Origin of the sequence: Shewanella sp. 6_MG-2023 (assembly GCF_030547195.1) — a bacterium.
Lineage (GTDB): Bacteria > Pseudomonadota > Gammaproteobacteria > Enterobacterales > Shewanellaceae > Shewanella.
Genome location: NZ_JAUOQU010000003.1, coordinates 140,113 through 158,409, shown reverse-complemented (window position 1 = coordinate 158,409; position 18,297 = coordinate 140,113). Strand labels below are relative to the sequence as shown.

12 protein-coding genes are annotated in these 18,297 nt (G+C 39.5%); all 12 read left to right on the top strand.

Translation table 11 applies throughout. The features are described 5' to 3' along the window. Positions 1 to 45: 45 nt before the first annotated feature. Positions 46 to 1,434, top strand: coding sequence for a UDP-N-acetylmuramate:L-alanyl-gamma-D-glutamyl-meso-diaminopimelate ligase (gene mpl, locus Q4533_RS02995; RefSeq protein ID WP_102440264.1), 1,389 nt, complete (start codon positions 46 to 48; stop codon positions 1,432 to 1,434). Positions 1,435 to 1,522: 88 nt separating this feature from the next. Further along, a complete protein-coding gene (locus tag Q4533_RS02990; protein WP_102475935.1) occupies positions 1,523 to 2,194 on the top strand; it encodes a flavin prenyltransferase UbiX in 672 nt (223 codons plus the stop codon). A 7-nt stretch (positions 2,195 to 2,201) separates the two neighbouring features. Further along, entirely contained in the window at positions 2,202 to 2,732 is a 531-nt protein-coding gene (hpt, locus tag Q4533_RS02985; protein ID WP_102440266.1) for a hypoxanthine phosphoribosyltransferase, read from the top strand. A 162-nt stretch (positions 2,733 to 2,894) separates the two neighbouring features. Next, complete coding sequence (locus Q4533_RS02980; protein ID WP_102520663.1) at positions 2,895 to 3,830, top strand: ABC transporter ATP-binding protein; 936 nt, start codon at positions 2,895 to 2,897, stop codon at positions 3,828 to 3,830. Beyond that, the gene (locus tag Q4533_RS02975) at positions 3,830 to 4,600 is read left to right on the top strand and encodes an ABC transporter permease (protein WP_102520664.1); all 771 of its coding nucleotides are present in this window, start codon (positions 3,830 to 3,832) and stop codon (positions 4,598 to 4,600) included. The genes Q4533_RS02980 and Q4533_RS02975 overlap by 1 nt, the downstream gene beginning before the upstream one ends. Positions 4,601 to 5,456: 856 nt before the next feature. Continuing rightward, a complete protein-coding gene (locus Q4533_RS02970) occupies positions 5,457 to 8,999 on the top strand; it encodes a tandem-95 repeat protein (RefSeq protein WP_303501802.1) in 3,543 nt (1,180 codons plus the stop codon). A gap of 184 nt (positions 9,000 to 9,183) precedes the next feature. After that, positions 9,184 to 9,507 (top strand): Hpt domain-containing protein, encoded by a 324-nt coding sequence (locus Q4533_RS02965; RefSeq protein WP_102438343.1) that lies wholly within the window; start codon positions 9,184 to 9,186, stop codon positions 9,505 to 9,507. Positions 9,508 to 9,550: 43 nt separating this feature from the next. Next, positions 9,551 to 10,900, top strand: coding sequence for an HlyD family type I secretion periplasmic adaptor subunit (locus Q4533_RS02960; RefSeq protein ID WP_102438345.1), 1,350 nt, complete (start codon positions 9,551 to 9,553; stop codon positions 10,898 to 10,900). A 2-nt stretch (positions 10,901 to 10,902) separates the two neighbouring features. Further along, complete coding sequence (locus tag Q4533_RS02955; protein ID WP_102520556.1) at positions 10,903 to 13,134, top strand: response regulator; 2,232 nt, start codon at positions 10,903 to 10,905, stop codon at positions 13,132 to 13,134. Beyond that, positions 13,131 to 14,507 carry a TolC family protein gene (locus Q4533_RS02950; RefSeq protein ID WP_102438349.1) on the top strand — a complete coding sequence of 459 codons (1,377 nt, stop codon included), beginning with the start codon at positions 13,131 to 13,133 and terminating at the stop codon, positions 14,505 to 14,507. Before Q4533_RS02955 ends, Q4533_RS02950 begins: the two co-directional genes overlap by 4 nt. Continuing rightward, positions 14,500 to 16,110: an ABC transporter transmembrane domain-containing protein gene (locus Q4533_RS02945; protein ID WP_198589346.1), complete on the top strand. Its 1,611-nt coding sequence runs from the start codon at positions 14,500 to 14,502 to the stop codon at positions 16,108 to 16,110. Before Q4533_RS02950 ends, Q4533_RS02945 begins: the two co-directional genes overlap by 8 nt. Positions 16,111 to 16,113: 3 nt before the next feature. Beyond that, positions 16,114 to 18,273, top strand: coding sequence for an ATP-binding cassette domain-containing protein (locus Q4533_RS02940; RefSeq protein ID WP_102438353.1), 2,160 nt, complete (start codon positions 16,114 to 16,116; stop codon positions 18,271 to 18,273). The last annotated feature ends 24 nt before the right edge of the window (positions 18,274 to 18,297 follow it).

Here is an 18,297-nt window from a genome sequence, read left to right as displayed (position 1 = left end):
TGCATTAGAATAGCCCCCTGATTATTTTTTAAGTAGAGCAACGGCATGCACGTACATATTCTTGGAATTTGTGGCACTTTTATGGGCGGTTTAGCGTTATTAGCCCGCGGTATGGGACACAAAGTCACCGGTAGTGATGCCAATGTGTATCCACCTATGAGCACCCAGCTTGAACAGCAAGGCATTGAGCTTATTCAAGGCTTCGACCCCGTACAGCTGGGTAAAGAAGGTGAAAATCAGCCAGATTTAGTGGTCATTGGTAATGCTATGAGCCGCGGAAACCCTTGTGTTGAAGCAGTATTAAACCGTGGCATTAAATACACCTCAGGGCCGCAGTTTTTATCAGAGTATATCTTGCCAGAACGCTGGGTACTGGCGGTATCAGGCACCCATGGTAAAACCTCAACCTCCAGTATGTTGGCGTGGGTATTAGAGTATTGTGGCTATGAGCCGGGCTTTTTAATTGGCGGCGTACCGCAAAACTTTGGCGTGTCAGCCCGTTTAGGTAACTCGCCTTTTTTTGTGGTTGAGGCCGACGAATATGACAGCGCCTTTTTCGATAAACGCTCTAAGTTTGTGCATTACCGCCCGCGTACTTTAGTGGTTAATAATCTTGAGTTTGATCATGCCGACATATTTGCCGATCTGGCTGCTATTCAGCGCCAATTTAATCATGTTATCCGCACGGTTCCCAGTGAAGGTAAAGTCATTTGGCCTGCTGAAGTAGAGGCGGTAAAACAAGTGATTGAATTAGGTTGTTGGAGCGAGCAAGAGCATTTTTATGCCACTGAGCATAGCGCCACAGGCTGGTATGGTAAAACCATTGCTGCAGACGGTCATGAGTTTGAAGTGAAGTTTAATGGCGAGTCCCAAGGCATATTAAACTGGGGCTTAATCGGTCAGCACAATATTGAAAATGCCATAATGGCCATCGCAGCAGCAAGGCATGTTGGCGTAGCGCCAAGTCATGCTATTGAAGCCTTGAGCCAATTTGCGCCGCCAAAACGTCGGTTAGAGCTATTAGATACCGTTAATGGCATTGCGGTTTATGATGACTTTGCGCATCATCCAACGGCCATTGAAACGACTTTACAAGGCCTGCGCGCCAAAGTGGGCGAGGGCGATTTAGCTACAGGTAAATTAATCGTGGTGCTCGAGCCGCGCTCAAACACCATGAAAAGCGGCGTACATAAAGACACTTTAGCAGCATCTATGGCCTTAGCGGATTGCGCCTTTTTGTATCAAGCGGACAATGTCGGCTGGGATTTAAAAGCCAATATGGCTAGCGCCAGTATTCCTGTTGCCGTGTTTACGGATATCGACGCCATTATTGCTCAAGTTAAAGCTCAAGCACAAAGTGGTGATACCGTAGTGATTATGAGTAATGGCGGCTTTCATGGTATCCATCAACAATTGATAAATGCACTAAAATAACCTACTAGATAAGGTTAGATTAGGTTAATAGTCATCAATAAGTCGGTTTTGGCCGTATAAGCGGTAAAGCTTGATTAAAAGAGAACATATGAGTAATTCGAACCACCCGTACGCAAAAAAAGAAAAGGCCATTAGTCTCGCGTGGACTGGCGCTTCTGGTGCGCCCTATGGTTTAAAGTTACTGCAGTGCTTACTGACCGCCGATTACCAAGTGTTTTTGATGATCTCAAGTGCTGCCAGAGTGGTGCTTGCCACTGAAGAAGGTTTGCAACTGAGCGCAAACTCAGAAAAAGCCTGTCAGCAGTTATTAGCCCATTTTAAGATGGATAAAAATGCTGCTGGTGAGCTGGTGGTTTTGGGCAAAGATGAATGGTTTTCGCCACCGGCATCTGGCAGTGCGGCGCCAAAGCAAATGGTGGTTTGCCCCTGCTCAACAGGCACTTTAGCGGCGATTGCCACCGGAATGAGTAATAATTTGTTAGAAAGAGCGGCAGATGTAGTAATAAAAGAGCGCGGTCAATTAATCCTTGTTCCTCGGGAAACTCCTTTTAGTGCCATACACTTAGAGCATATGTTAAGCCTGACTCGCAACGGCGCGACCATCATGCCAGCGGCACCAGGCTTTTATCATTATCCCAAATCGATAGAAGATCTGGTAAACTTCATGGTTTCCCGAATTCTAGATCATTTGGGCATAGAGCACGGGCTGACAAATCGTTGGGGATATGCCAACGACAAGTCCGAAAAAATCGACAATTGAGAGTAATATGAAACACACAACAGAAGTGATGATTTCTGCAGAAGAAATCAGCGAAAAACTGGATATATTAGCTGAAAGGATTAATACCCATTACGCAGACAGCGAACGTTTGCTAATGGTCGGCTTATTGAAAGGGTCTGTGGTTTTTATGGCTGACTTATGTCGCCGTATCAAAGGCCATGTTGAAATCGACTTCATGTCAGTTTCAAGTTATGGCAATGCAATGACAAGCACACGTGACGTGAAGATCCTTAAAGATGTATCATCTGAGATTGCCGGACGTGACGTATTGATTGTTGAAGATTTAATTGATTCAGGTAATACCTTAAATAAAGTACGTGAGATGTTATTACTGCGCGAGCCTAAAAGCTTAGCATTATGTACATTACTCGATAAGCCTGAGCGTCGTGAAGTTAATGTACCAGTCGACTTTATTGGTTTTACCATTCCTGATGAGTTCATCGTCGGCTATGGTATTGACTACGCAGAGCAATATCGTAACTTACCTTACATTGCTAAAGTTGTACCATTAGATTAATCCAATCTATGGTTGACCAACTCCCGCTATAGGCGGGAGTTTTGTTTTGGGCGTCAGAAAATTTTGCGTGTTAATCATTTACATTAGGTCATTAAGATCATGTAATTAAGACAGTGTAATTAACAGCACGTCATTCGCAATTCATGAACCAGAGGTATCACAATGAGCAACCCCACCAAAGCGTTGGTGATCGAAAACCTGCAAAAAACCTATAAGAGCGGTGTTCAAGCGGTTAAAGGCCTTAGCTTAACCGTAGAGCAGGGCGATTTTTTTGCGCTATTAGGCCCCAATGGTGCGGGTAAATCGACGACTATTGGCGTGATTAGCTCATTAGTGCAAAAGACATCAGGCAGCGTTAAAGTGTTCGATTATGATATCGACAACAACTTAGAGCGCGCCAAAATGTGCATTGGTTTAGTGCCGCAAGAATTTAACTTCAATCAGTTTGAAACCGTGCTGCAAATTGTAGTTAACCAAGCCGGTTACTATGGCGTGACCCGCGCAGTGGCATTGCAGCGTGCACAAAAGTATTTAAGCCAGTTAGATTTATGGGAAAAGCGTGATAGCCAAGCACGAGCGTTATCAGGCGGCATGAAGCGCCGTTTAATGATTGCTCGTGCGTTAATGCATGAGCCACAATTGTTGATCCTTGATGAACCAACAGCAGGGGTAGATATTGAGCTTCGCCGCTCGATGTGGGAGTTCTTAAAGCAAATTAACGCCCAAGGCGTGACCATTATTTTGACCACCCATTACCTTGAAGAAGCTGAAATGCTGTGCCGCAATATCGGCATTATCGATAAAGGCTTATTGGTTGAATGCACCAGCATGAAAAGCCTACTCAGTAAACTGGATGTGGAAACTTTCATTTTAGATTTACGCCGCGATATTGAAGCTGCGCCAAGCCTAAATAATATGAGTTGCCGTTTGGTCGATGGTCATACGCTGGAAGTAGATTTGGCAAAAGCCAACAATCTCAATGATTTGTTCGGCCAATTAAGCCAGTTAAATATTGAAGTGCTATCAATGCGTAACAAGGCGAATCGCCTTGAAGAGCTATTTGTCGAGTTAGTTAAAAAAACTAAGGACTCAAAATAATGAACAAGCTTTATTGGATTGCCTTTAAAAGTATTTTAATTAAAGAAACCAATCGTTTTACCCGTATTTGGGTACAAACCTTAGTGCCGCCAGCCATTACCATGACCTTGTACTTTTTGATTTTTGGTAACTTAATTGGCAACCGTATTGGTGAAATGGGCGGCGTATCGTACATGGAGTTTATCGCACCAGGTTTAATCATGATGTCGGTTATCACCAACTCCTATTCTAATGTGGCCTCGTCCTTTTTTAGTGCCAAAATGCACGGCAGTATTGAAGAGTTAATGGTGGCACCTGTGCCGCATTATGTGATGATTGCCGGTTTTGTTGGCGGCGGCGTCGCCCGTGGCTTAAGTGTCGGCTTGATTGTGACCTTGGTGGCAATGTTCTTTGTTAACCTCAGCCTACATCATGTTGGCTTAGTGATTATGACGGTGTTTTTAACCTCGGTGTTATTTGCGTTAGGCGGGTTAATTAACGCGGTATTTGCCAAAAGCTTTGATGACATTAGCATTATCCCCACTTTCATTTTAACGCCACTGACTTATCTTGGTGGGGTGTTTTACTCGCTGTCATTACTACCTGATTTTTGGCAAGGCGTGTCAGCGCTAAACCCTGTGGTATATATGATAAACGTGTTCCGCTACGGCTTTTTAGGCTTTGCTGATATCAGTGTGCCGTTATCAATTGCCATTATGGTAGGCTTTTGTGCCTCGCTATGGTTTGTAGCATACTACCTTATTTCACGTGGCATCGGCCTACGTAGCTAGGTTTAGTTAGCTGTTAAGCTAGCTTGGTTAAACTTCCTTGGTTAAATGTAGCTGAGCAAGATTGTTGAAAGGACTCTAATGAGTCCTTTTTTGTTATTTGGCTGTCGCTTTAACTAAATCGCGACATAACTATGCTGCAATGGTAATTACTGAGAAAAACTTAATTCTTAGCTGTTAATGGAGGAATATCAGCTGATCATTTGCCATTTTAATCCTTTTCGCTTCCATTCTTAAACTTCTCTCATTCACTTAAGGCTTTACGATTGAGTCATTATTGTTTGGCATTAGCAGACTATTGTCGGGGTTAGTATTGGTTGAAGTGTAATAGTTAAATTCAGCTTTGAGCTATTTATTGTTGAAGCGCTACACATCAATATTAATAATTCGTCATATGAATAGTTTTAAAAATACTAATAAAGGGGCTTAGCCTTTTTATATTATTCTTGGATATTACTTTTAATTTGAGTTGATATTAAATCTACTTATAGCTTCATTTAATCTAGTAACGTTATTTATTTAGCCGCTATTTGGGCAACCCCCTCGAATACTCTTCCTCTGTCAACCTGTCAACCTGTCAACTTGGCATGTTGATTTGTTGTTTTATTGATCTAGATCAAAAAAGTGTGTTTTTTATACACAAACTCAAAACTATAGACTACCGTTAATTATACAGGCTAGTTTAAATCTAAAGGCATAGTTATGTTGAGTTTTAACATAGGTGTGAATAAAAACTAGGGTTTGATTGGCCTTCCGAAATGATTCAAAAAATTTATTAAATGAACAAGAGAGCTGCCCAGTTCTCTTGGGGATTCCGTGCTTTTAAACTCAATTAATTATTTTATAAATAGGCCTTTTTATGTCAAATGATAACCTGTCTAATAATCCTGAAAATGATGCTCTTAATGATGCTGTTGAACAAGTAAACACAGAAGACTCGACGGTTTCATCATCTAAGGCTGAGAATAATCAATCAACAGTCACCAATACTGTTGCGACTGCGACATCATCGGTAGACATACAAACGGCAGAAGAAAGCTTGGCTCCTTCAGGCGGCTCAGAATCATCAACAGATGACTCTCAAACTGATGATGCTGAGGCCGCCAATGCCGAGGCTTCTTCTGCAGCCCCTAGTTCAACAGATTCTCAATCATCAGCTGTTGAAAGCTCAACCTCAGATGCTGATACGGAAGCAGCTAGTAGCTCTGCGGCCGAAGGGGCAGCTAATGCAGCCCCTGAAGAGGCTGTATCTTCAGGCGCCCAAAGTATCGGTGGGGCTGAAGGTGCTTCAACTAGTTCAGGTGCGCCATCTTCGTCAGCAACTGCGTCTGCAGCAACACCATCAAGTGCAAATAGCGAAACTGAAATATCTGATGGCGCCTCATCAACAGATGCAAGCACTGCGACCAACAGTGAGACTTTTGAGGTAAATGTTTCAAGTGATAACAATGCTGATGGTCAGATAGACGCTGATGATCTACCTACCACAGATACGACTACTGACTCGATGAGTTTTAATGTCGATGTGACCGCGGTAAATGATGCTGCCGAGGTAGAAGACCAAGCTTTCTCAATGAATGAAGACGGCGTTATCATCATTACCGATGAGCAGCTGCTGGCAGGTGCTACCGACGTAGATGGTGATAACCTATCTGTTGATACGGTGACGTACAGCGGCACTGACGGTGTGCTTACCGACAACGGTGATGGCACCCATAGCTTTGCGCCAAATGAAAACTTCAATGGTGATTTACAGCTCGATTTCGGTGTAAGCGATGGTACGGTAACCACACCAGCTAACATTGATATCGCGGTTGCGGATGTCAACGATGCACCGGTTGCGGGTTCAACCTCATACACAGTCAACGAAGACGGCCAAATCACCATTAGCGCTGAGCAGTTATTAGCGAACTCAAGCGATGTGGATGGCACTGTCAGCCTAGACTCAGTGTCTTACTCTGGCACTGACGGTATTTTGGTGCAAAACCAAGATGGCTCAGTGACCTTCTCGCCCAATGAGAACTTCAACGGTGAAATAAGCCTGGATGTCACCATCATCGATGATGACGGCGCCACTGCTGAAACCACTGCTGGCATTACTACACTGGCGGTTAATGACGCACCTGTAGTTGATGGCAATGTCGCTTACACTATGGATGAAGATGGTGTTATTACGGTCACGCAAGAGCAGTTACTGGCCAATGCCAGTGACATCGATGGTGATGAGTTAACTGCTAGTAATTTAGCTGTTAATGGTAATGGCAGTGTGGTTGATAACGGTAATGGCACATTCTCCATTACACCAGATCCAGATTACAACGGCGATTTAGGGCTGACATTTGATGTTTCAGATGGTGAAGCAACTGTTTCTGCCGCAATGGATTTAACAGTAAATCCAATTAATGATTTACCGACAGCACCTACTATCAATCTAGAGGGTACTGAAGACGTCAGCATAACCATTGACCCTAACTATATCCTTTCACAGGCAAGTGATATCGATGGTGATAATCTGACGTTAGATAATCTATCGGTTCGTCAACCTGCCAACTCATCACTAACACAGAATCAGGATGGTACTTATAACCTCATTACTCCTGAGCACTTCAATGGCTTAATAGAATTAAGTTATACCATTTCTGATGAAACTGGAGAGGAAGTTGAAGGTGAATTGGCAATGGATATCATCCCAGTGGATGATTCACCATTCCAAAATGGTAATGCGCATCTGACTATTCAAGAAGATGGCGACATAACCTTTAGCGAAGCTGATTTATTAGCCTTATTCGGTGATGTTGACAGCTCACTAACCATTTCGAAAGTGGTTACCGCAGATGGTGAGGAGGCTGACGGCAGTATTACTGACAATGGTGATGGAACCTGGACCTTTAGCCCGACAGGTGATTTTGCTGGTACCGCAGGTTTGCAGATCGTCGCAACAGATGGAAATAGTGAAGCAACGGTCGACTTACCTATTTATATTCGACCTGTAGCTGACGGTACTGTTATTACCACAGCTCATGAAGGGCCACTTGTTTTTGCTGAAGATAGCACGGGTCATTTCTCACTTAATGTTGAAATGCTTGATGCATCAGAAACAATGGAAAGTCTTGTGATGACAGGCTACCCAGTAGGCTTCGTAGTGAGTGATGGCACCAATACCATGACTATCACTGAAGAAGGGCAGGTTGTTGATATAACCCAATGGAATCTTGAAGACTTATCAATGACGCCACCAGAAGACTACAACGGTAATTTCTTTGTCACAGTATCTTCAGTTACTTTAGATGTTGGCGATGAAAGTTCAGTAGAGGATGACAGTCCATTATTGAACGATGTGCCACATGAAGAAGCATTTGCCATGAATGATGATGGTTACGTACTTTTAGAGGCCAGCGATTTATTGGAATCTCAAGGTTTAGATTCAGAGGCTGTCAATGTTGAAAGCGTGAGTTATTCAGGTGAAGAAGGAGTATTGATAGACAACGATAATGAGACATGGACATTCTGGTCAGATCCTGATTATCAAGGACCGGTCACTGTCGATTTTACCGTAGATGACGGCACATCTCATTCGGTTGATTTTGAAATACCGGCAATAAACACAGAGGCAGCAGTAGATAATATTGCCGAGGCAAGTATCGAAGCGCCAGCTGCAACAATCGTAACTGTTGATGAGTTACTTGAAAATGTAGAAGGTGTAGAAGGTATAGAAGGTGATAATTTAACTGTTTCAAACGTGCAGGCAGAAAATGCAGTCGTTATCGATTTACTTGATGGTAGCTATAGTGTTGAGCAAGATACTGATTCACAAGGTTCTTTAGACTTAACTTACAGTGTCAGTAATGGCACAGATACAGTCGATAGCTCAATAACCCTTGGCTCTGCAGTAGGGAATGAATCTGAAGATTATGACTATACAGCAGCACCTGGTGGCAGTGTAAATGTATTCATACCAACAGATATCAGCTCAAACAGTGAAGTCGACCATGTGATTATTTCTGGTTTACCAGAAGGTGTTTCGCCTCAGTCAGGTATAGAGCAAGGAGACAGTGAATACTTAATTGCTGGGGACTTATGTCAACCAGTCAAGCTAGAAATACCAGAAAACTTTAGCGGTGATATTAATATGGACATGAGTGGTGTTAATAGCATGGATCAACCAATTGATGGAGCAGCAACGTCTATTACCATTGACGTTAATTCCTCTTATGAAATGGATGGCTCAAGTGCTGATACGCAACAATTAATCACAGGCTCTGATGATAGTAATGCAGGTGATTGGACTTCAGGTGATAACACCGATCTCGGTATTGACGTTATGGATGACAGCGCCAGCTTTGATGATAGCGCTCATACAACAACAGAGGATGACTCAACGACATTGGCTGATTCAATATAAACCACGATTAAATATTTACAGTGATAAGACGTTAAAGTGCAGGTATCTTTATAAAATATATGTTTTTTATAGAGATATCTGGATTTTAAACTAAAGTTATTATTAGGGATTATTAAATCGTAATTACACAATACCTAAGTCGTCAATTTAGGTGGTGTTAACCAAGTCAAAATGAGTTTTAAATATGATAAATATAACAGCGTTAAGTGACATGTTTGATGGTGATACAGAGTGCGTAAAAGAGCTATTAGGTTTGTATTTAGAGTGCAATGCTGATGCCGCAACAACCATTGAGGCGCATTATAGTACTCAGGATACAGAGGCGCTTTTTCATGTTTTTCATACTTTATCAGGTTCTTTGTCTAACTTGTGCGAAGAAGATGCTGTTCCATTGATTAGGGAGGCCGAGGGGATAAGTAAAAAGGGCGAAATGCCAAGCAGGCAGCAAATAGATGTAATACAGCAACACCTATCAAAAATTGCTGAGCAGGTTAGCCTTTCCGTTTAAAAAAATTTATTTCATTGACATAACAAGGTAGTGATGGAGATAAATGAAAGGTAAAGATAATCTTGAGCAAAACTTTGAAGACATCATCGAGGAGTCTATTAACAGTGTTCATTCTGATAGCTCTAGCGTATTAATAGCTAAAAACAGCAGTAATAGTTCACAAAAAGTTTCCTCGGTTGCATTTGTCTTTTTCTTTATTTTATTGATATGGGGCTCACAAGCAGAGCTTGAAATTACTGTGGCCACAAGAGGGGAAATACTTCTAAACTCAGATATCGAAAAAGTGCAACACTTAGAAGGAGGGATACTTGAAAAACTTTATGTCGCCCCTGGCGATATTGTTTACAAAGGCCAAAAAATTGCACAATTAAGATCAAAAGATAAGCTTGGTGATCTTGCTGTTAATCTTTTTGAAATCAATCAGCTTAGGATAGAGCTAATAAAATACGAATCTTTAATATCCCAACAAGAACCCGACTTTTCAGCCTTTAAAGACTATCCACAAACGCTCAAAATACAGCAAGAGCAATGGCGAGAAGAGAATAGCAAAAATGTAACCAGTGATGATTTAATGGAGCATGATATTGCCCATAAAACGGTGATCATCGACTCTATGAAACAGCGAATACTTTCTTCTACAGCCCAGTTAAACATAATTAAAAAGCAACTCGCCATAAAAGAGCAATTGTATAAAGAAGAAATGGCGTCATATACCGACGTGCTTAATATGCAAGTGCAAGAAATGAATATGCTGCGTGAAATTGAAAATTTAGAGGAGTCAGTAGTTAATGAAGGTTTTTTATTAACTCGTCTCACCAAGCAACTGGAAAACACCAAGTTTATTAGGGATAGCGAATATCGAACCAAGGTTGTTGCGCTAGACAAAGAGCTTTCAATAAAGTCAAAAATGCTGCCATCGATTTCAGATAAAGTGGATCGCTTGTTTGTTTATTCACCGGTAGACGGTACAGTAGATAAGCTTAATTATAATTATATCTCTGCCATTATATCGCCAGGGGATAGCATTGCTGATATCACGCCGTTAAATAATGCTTTACGAGCTGAGATAAAAATAGCCCGCAAAGACATAGGTTTTATCGTTAAAGGCCAAAAAGTAAAACTAAAGCTTGATGCCTATAATTTTGCTAAATACGGTGTTATCGATGCGGTGATTTCATCTATCTCGAGAGGATCATACGAAGAAAAAGAAGAAGAATTTTTTCTAGCCGAACTCACAATCAATAAAAATTATTTAGAAAATAAAGGGGTTAAGTACCACTTAGCACCATATATGGAATTTACTGCAGATGTAAAAACAGGCAGTAGAAAAATTATTGATTATGCTCTTAAACCTATAATGGCTGCGTTAGAAGAGTCGTTTAATGAGCGTTAAACATGAATGTAAAATATAATAATAATGCGCTAAAAATTAAAATTGCTTTTGCTATTGTGCTGATATTAACTCTCGGCCAAGTGGTTTATTCACTAAAAAATACCGTTTCTGGTCAGAAGCCTGCCGTCACGGCTAATCAAGATGCACTCATTAACACCTCAAACAATATCGTCGATCAACTTGAAATATTAAATGCCACCCTCTCCTTATGCGAAGTAGGGCGCTCACCATGTAATAAGGCTCAAATTTCTGTTTTGACGCAGCAAATTGCTAAAGACGTACAGTCTTTCATTTCTATCGCATCTACTGAAAAAAAACTTATATCCCTTGCTGGTCTGTTAAAGTTTGACTACGTTAACTTATATGTAAAAAAGTATAATGATCATAAAGATATCAATACATTAAAACTTGATATCGAAGGAAGTTTAGCAGAAGTTAGTGATATTTCAGCTAACCTAAATCAAAAATTAGCAGCTGATATAAAGCAAAATTCACAATCCCAAATGGCGATATTTTTTGCCATCAATACCGCCATATTTGGTTTTTTTGTGTTTGGCTGGTACCTGATAAGGAAGCAAATTCGATACACAGTAAAAGAAAAGAGCAGATTATCGCAGTCGTTTCATCATATTTTAGGTGACGTTAAAACCCTCAATCATAGTTCTCTAAAGCATCGCTTATCAGATATTGACTCAAGCTCAGATGAAAAAAAAATCTACTCCATGCTGCTGTTTAGTTTTGAAAAGTTAGAGCAGCAAATGAGTAAAACTGACTTATACCAAAGGCTGTATAACTTATTAGGTTATGAAATTAGAGGCATAACTAACACCATACACGGGGGCATTGATCTACTGGTCAATAAAGAGAATGTTCAAGAGGTTTTACAGGCCAAAGAGATCACCACTGCGACCAGAACATTAGAAAACCTTGCTGAAAATTTTAATTTACTTTCAACAGTTGAGTCATCTTCTAGCACAAAGTTGGTCGATTTTTACAATTTAATTAGTGAATTAGTAGTACTACTATCAACAAAATCTAAGCAACAAAATAAACTTATAGAATGTTACGTCGCAAATACTATTCCCTTATCCTTTTATGGTCATCATACTGGTTTATTTTGGCTTTTGCTGATGCAAATTTCCGAAACAATCTCCAGTTCCAACTGTCGTAACGTACTGTTTTCTTTAAGTTGCAGCTCGGCAACAAGGGTTGAGAAGTTACAGATTAATATTGATCTATACCTCTATGATCAAGATATACCCTCCATGGAGCATATCGAAAATTTAGCTTGGGGTGTCGTACCTAAAAAAGACATAACCAACAAGGCATTGGTTAAAACATTACTCAATCAAATAAAAAAATATCATGTCATTCAAAAAAATATTGATGACATATCAAGAGTGCGGATCTCTTTTGATGTCACCCCTGTTGATTATCAGACTGAAAATAACCAGCTCTACGGCAGAACGCTGCTAATTTGTGGTGCATCTTATATGCAAGTTGATGTGATTGAACAAATGCTAACAGATCAAGGGGCTAAAGTGATTATTGCCCGCACCGGCAATGAATTATTTCAATCTATAAAGGAGCTTTCACCCCAAGATGGCATCATCTTAACCAATACTATTCAGGGGGTAAATTTACAGTCATTTTGTAAAATATTAAAGGCGAGGCTGAATAAGAAAGTGATCAAAATATTCTTGTCGTTATCATCCTCAAATATCGATGAGAAGCTCTACGAACATGTTGATCATGTCTTTTATCACCCTTGTCCACCCAGTGATTTTATCGCCCATATTGTTGAGCATATAAATAAAGACGAAGACGCAGCGGTAGATGAAAAATCAGAAAAAATATTAATCGTTGAAGATGATAGGTTGCAGCAATTTATCTTGAAGAAAATACTCACTGATTTAGGTTTTGATTGTGATACGGCTAATGATGGTAAAGAAGCCATTGAGTCAGTCAAAGTGGGCGATTATAAAACGGTGTTTATGGATTGTATTATGCCTAATCTTGATGGTTTAGAGGCGACATCAAGGATCAGACAGAGTGACAATGAAAATAATCTGCCTGACAGGGTCATCATCGGTGCGACCGCTTTAACCAGTAACGATGAACATCAAAAATGTATCAGTGCGGGCATGGATTATGTCATCCATAAGCCCTATAAAAAAGATGAGATTTTTAATGTATTAAGAAAGTATCTAGCAATTAATAAGGCGAATAAATGAAGATTATTAAATTCGCTTTAATACTGTTGTGTGTTGTTAATGCTGCTTCTACAAGGGCATCAGAGCTATCTTTGTTAATTGATCAGGCATTGAGGAATAATTATCAGATTATCAGTTCTGAGTTTGAATTAGTGTCTTCAGAATATGATCTACAAAAAGGGACTTCGCCTTTCTTACCAACCGTGAATATTCAGGCAAATTCCACTTGGAATGAATCTAAAACCACCTATCCTAACCCTGATGACGGTAGTCGTACCGATAATGACTATAACAGTAATGGTTACAGTTTATCCTTGTCACAGGTATTACTGGATTACTCTATCGTATATGACTACGACTTGAGCAAGTTAGAATTACAAATAAATGAAATAAAACATAATAAAATTCTCAATGATATTATCATCAAGGTGGTTGAAAATTATTTCTCTTATTTAAAATTCAAAGCGCAGCATAAAGCCACCAAAGCGGAGCTAAAGTCATCTCAAGCACGCCTAGAGCAAATTAGTAGAAACAATGAGCTGGGTAATGTGGCCAAAACAGATGTTTATGAGGCCTATGCTAAGAAGGAGCAAAATGCAAAAAGCTTGGCAAGCATTGAAAAAGACATCAGGATTTCTCTAATCAAGCTCAATTCTACAACCCAAACAAAGCTCGAACCTAAGTTTGATATCCAATTAAATCAGCACTATCAACAGATCCCATCAAGAAGCAAAAGTAAGCTTAAAAAAAACTTAGCCCATAAAAACTACGACATTATTATTTCACAATACAATATCAAAAAATCAGAAACCACATTGGATAAAACCAAATCAGGCTTTTACCCCACCATTTCAGCGTCGGCAAATTATAGTGTCAATGATAGCAATAATAATGTTGAAACCTATAACGATGATATCAGCTACTCTTTAAATATAAATGTTCCCATAATGAGTGGTGGCTCCACTTATTATGAATATCAAAAAAATAAGAATAAAATATTCCAGAGTATCGCTAACCATAGGCAATCAATTGATGACGCAGGAGTTGAATTTGATGAGTTGATTTATCAAATTAATGACAATGTCACATCAATTAATTTGTTGCGGAAAATTATTATATCGAACTACTCCGTTTATAAAGGAACGCAAAAAGCTTATAAAATCGGAACTAAAACATTAACGGATTTACTTTCTTCAGAGTCAAATTTATACAACAGTATTCGTGATTTTTATTCTAATCAATATGATTACATCATCAATATGACTAAGTTTGACGCCTTACTCGGCCCAGTTGACCTTAATATTCTTAGTGCATTATCAAATAGTATGGTGCCGATACAGAATAATTTTGATTTGGAAGTGCTTGAAAAGTTGAAAAAGGAAGCTGATGAATAAATTATCCTATATTCCTAAACTGTCGATAATCGACTTAGTTTTTCTATTCACTTCAAGTATTCTGACGACCTTACTTGGGTTGGTGCTACCATTTGCAATTTTGATTATCTTTGACCGGGTACTGCCAAATCAAGCAACTTCCACTTTGTATTTTATCTATTCAATTATTTTAATAGCGATAATTTTAGATTACAAAGTGAAAGCATTAGAAGAAACCCTTATTGCTGATATTGGTAATAAGTTTGAAAGAAAAATCACCAATCAACTGTTTCAGGCGGTATGTCATGCCAATATCACCCGTTTTAAAAAGCTTGAAGTCGGTGAATACTTAGAACGACTCAATACGATCCCCAGCTTAAAATCCTATTTTAGTGGCGACTTAGTGTCATCTTTTATCAATATATTTACTTGTATTGTGACCATAGTCGTACTGGCGGTCATTAATCTGAATACCGGTATTATCATCAGTGTAGCGTCATTATTTCTATTTATTATTGCCTATTTTTCAACAAGTAAAAAAGTGCAGTTATTAGAAACCAAGTCGACTATTGAGGGGATTACAAACTCTAAAATAATCGAGATTGTGTCATATCCACTGGATATTAAAAGTCGCACCATGGAATACCGAGTTGAAAACTTGATGAATAACATGATCGAACAACGAGAGCATTTCAGTACTAAATTTGAAAGACAGGAATCAAATTTTGCCTTAATTCTTTCTTTGGTGCAGCAGCTTTCAGTGGCGGTAGTGGTAATTAATGGTGCCCTTAGCGTGATCGCAACAGAAATGAGCCAAGGGGTGATGGCGGCTATTATTTTATTAACTAACCGCTATTTTGGCCCGTATCAGCAAGCGATGAGAACTATGGGACAATGGAAAATCAATAAAATTTATATTGATCGCTTGAATGAAATGTTGCTGATGGAAAATACCAATAAAGCGGCTTGCACCTCGCCTGAGTCTGCTGCCGGGCAAGAGCCTAACACTAGCTCTGGTTCAAGTGTGTTGGCCAGTGATAAAGCTAACGAAGCGTTATTAGCCTACAACAGTAGGATCCCCAAGATAATTTTTAATAATCGAGAAATCTCTTTTACTAAGGGAAAAATAACCCTACTAAAAGGCAAGTCGGGTAGTGGTAAAACCCGGTTAATTGAGCGCATTGTACAAAAATCTCAAGAAGAGAATATCGATGCTAACCTTGTTGTAACTATAGATAAAAACAGCAGTTTTATTGAAGGGACTATCATAGATAATATCACTTGTTTTAGGCCGCAATTACATAAGGCGGCATATTCTCTTTGTGAAGCTTTATCAATAAAAGAAGATATCGACCAACTCAAACTCGGTTTTTTTACTGAGCTCAGTAGCGGTAATAGTAAAGTATTTTCTCGTCAGGTTTCTTTTTTATTACTTATTGTAAGAGCACTATTAAATAACAAGTTGGTTATTATTATTGATGATTTTGATCTTGTTTACGATAAAGAAGTGGCCATTAATTTGCTCTCTTGTTTGAGGCCCCGCACCGGAAAATACTCCTTTGTCATAGTGAGTAATAAAATCACCAATACTGACACCCTGGTTGAAACGATTACATTGGGTTAAAAAATGGATACTTTAATAGCATTTGATGAGCTTAACGAAAGACTAGAGCACTTTAAGCATGGTGAGTATCAGCAGCGCTTTGAACAAACGCCATTATTAAATGGCATAGCCTATGCGTTGATTGCATTAGAGTGGGAAGGGACCCCCAGTATTTTATCCGATGTCTTTATTCATCATGACAACCACCTTAGCGCATTTAAAGCCACATTAACCAGAGTTGGCTATGAGTGTCTAAGCATTGATATAAAAACAAAAGATCAATTACACGAGGTCACATGTCCGGCCTTTATTTCGCTAAAACATCAAAATTATATTTTACTCAGTTATAACGATAAAACCTGCTTCTTATATGATTATGAAAATGACAATATTTTCGAATATGTGTTTGATCCCAGCGGCGAGTTTGTCGCATCGATTTGTTACATATCAAGTTACTCTCGGTTATTTCGAGAGCCGCCGCCAGAGTCTCAAGATAAAAAGAATTGGATTAAATATTCGTTTTATCGATATAACGCAGAATTTAAAGATCTCATTAAACTGAGTTTAGGGATCAACTTGTTGGGCGCCCTGCAGCCTTTTTTTATTATGAGTGTATATAATTTTGCCTTAAGTGCAGGCTCGATTTCTACCTTATTGTGGCTTTCAGCAGGGGCTGTGATGGTCGCTTGTTTCGAATATATTTTGAAAAAGCAGCGTATGGAAATTCTAGCAACCTCAGGCAAAGAGCTCTCTTGTTATATTTCTTACAGTGTTTTGTCTAAACTGCTGTGGCTGCCCTATGCGATGACATCAAGTGCTGGTACATCTTCACAGTTAGCCAGACTCAAAGATATTGACCAATTTAGGCAGTTAGTGACAGCTGAATCAAGCTTAAGCTACTTTGATTTACCTTTTATCTTTATTTTTATCATTGCCATAGTCATCATGTCTGGCACCGCGGCGATAACCGTAATATCTGGTATTTTAGTCATGGTGGGCTTTTGTGTGTATGGCCGCTACATCTATTCAAAATCGGCTTCTCAAAGTTCTAGAGCCAATGCGATGGTTTCTTATCAGTGGAATGAAATATTATCCAATACCTCCTCAATTCAAGGGTTACCATTAATTTCGGTATTAAAATCACGTTTTAATTCAGCGTTAATACAACGATTAAGCGATTCACACCAAGTTAGTACCACTAACAGCAAAGTGCAGAGTATGGGTGGTAGTTTGATTCAAATTATCGGCATCACCAGTATTGTCACCGCGGTGTCAGGCGTGATGGAAGGCACGACAGATGCAGGTGCTATGTTGGCGATTATCATTTTAGTGTGGAAGGCACTAACGCCAATTATGGGGATTTATAATTCCTTAGCCAAAATAGATACTATTAAAGCTTCAACGGGGCAAATTAATGCGCTAATGTCACTAGATGATGACCGCAATAAAATGGAGAAAAGCTCGCCATTAAATCAATTTCAGGGACAGTTAGAAGTCACCGGGCTAACCCATCGTTATACGGGGCTTTCAAAAGGGTTAACTAACTTATCTTTTCGTGTTGGCAAAGGCCAGAAAGTGTCAGTTTGTGCGCCTTCTGGGGTAGGTAAAACCACGTTAATGAACCTTTTAGGGGGGATTGAAACCCGTTTTCAAGGTCAAATCACGCTAGATAATTATAATATTACCCAGTTTAATAGCTTCAAATATAGAAATAGCATCTGCTATATCCCCTTTGACTTTCATTTATACCAAGGGTCAATTCTGGCTAATTATCGGCTTTATAATGGCTATGTTGATGAAGACCATATCGATAAAATGATCAGCTTTTTTCATTTAGAAAAATACTTGCCAGAAGGTAAGTCAACACTGATCACCAGCGGATTAATCAAAAGCTTACCAGATGGTATTTTAAGAAAAATAAAGCTGATGATTGGTATTGGTAGTTGTCAGCAAAAATTTCTTATTATTGATGAGCCATTTGTCGGCTCAGAAAAAGAAAATAGCCATTATTTAACTTCGCTTTTTTCTAGCTATTTAAAGAAATGCACAGTGATCTATACCAGCAATGAGAAGGCCATGGTGGCAACATCAGATCTGTGTTTACTGCTGGATGAAGAGGGGGCGCAGAAGTTTTTTGGTACGCCTGATAAGGTCTTATCAGCGGCGTCTAAAATATTGTATTAAAGGCCGTAGCCTTTGCAGATGGTA

What these genes read in the sequence shown, in the direction of transcription:
- mpl (WP_102440264.1), top strand. Translation starts at nt 46, where the DNA reads ATGCACGTACATATTCTTGGAATTTGTGGCACTTTTATGGGCGGTTTA.
- Q4533_RS02990 (WP_102475935.1), top strand. Translation starts at nt 1,523, where the DNA reads ATGAGTAATTCGAACCACCCGTACGCAAAAAAAGAAAAGGCCATTAGT.
- hpt (WP_102440266.1), top strand. Translation starts at nt 2,202, where the DNA reads ATGAAACACACAACAGAAGTGATGATTTCTGCAGAAGAAATCAGCGAA.
- Q4533_RS02980 (WP_102520663.1), top strand. Translation starts at nt 2,895, where the DNA reads ATGAGCAACCCCACCAAAGCGTTGGTGATCGAAAACCTGCAAAAAACC.
- Q4533_RS02975 (WP_102520664.1), top strand. Translation starts at nt 3,830, where the DNA reads ATGAACAAGCTTTATTGGATTGCCTTTAAAAGTATTTTAATTAAAGAA.
- Q4533_RS02970 (WP_303501802.1), top strand. Translation starts at nt 5,457, where the DNA reads ATGTCAAATGATAACCTGTCTAATAATCCTGAAAATGATGCTCTTAAT.
- Q4533_RS02965 (WP_102438343.1), top strand. Translation starts at nt 9,184, where the DNA reads ATGATAAATATAACAGCGTTAAGTGACATGTTTGATGGTGATACAGAG.
- Q4533_RS02960 (WP_102438345.1), top strand. Translation starts at nt 9,551, where the DNA reads ATGAAAGGTAAAGATAATCTTGAGCAAAACTTTGAAGACATCATCGAG.
- Q4533_RS02955 (WP_102520556.1), top strand. Translation starts at nt 10,903, where the DNA reads ATGAATGTAAAATATAATAATAATGCGCTAAAAATTAAAATTGCTTTT.
- Q4533_RS02950 (WP_102438349.1), top strand. Translation starts at nt 13,131, where the DNA reads ATGAAGATTATTAAATTCGCTTTAATACTGTTGTGTGTTGTTAATGCT.
- Q4533_RS02945 (WP_198589346.1), top strand. Translation starts at nt 14,500, where the DNA reads ATGAATAAATTATCCTATATTCCTAAACTGTCGATAATCGACTTAGTT.
- Q4533_RS02940 (WP_102438353.1), top strand. Translation starts at nt 16,114, where the DNA reads ATGGATACTTTAATAGCATTTGATGAGCTTAACGAAAGACTAGAGCAC.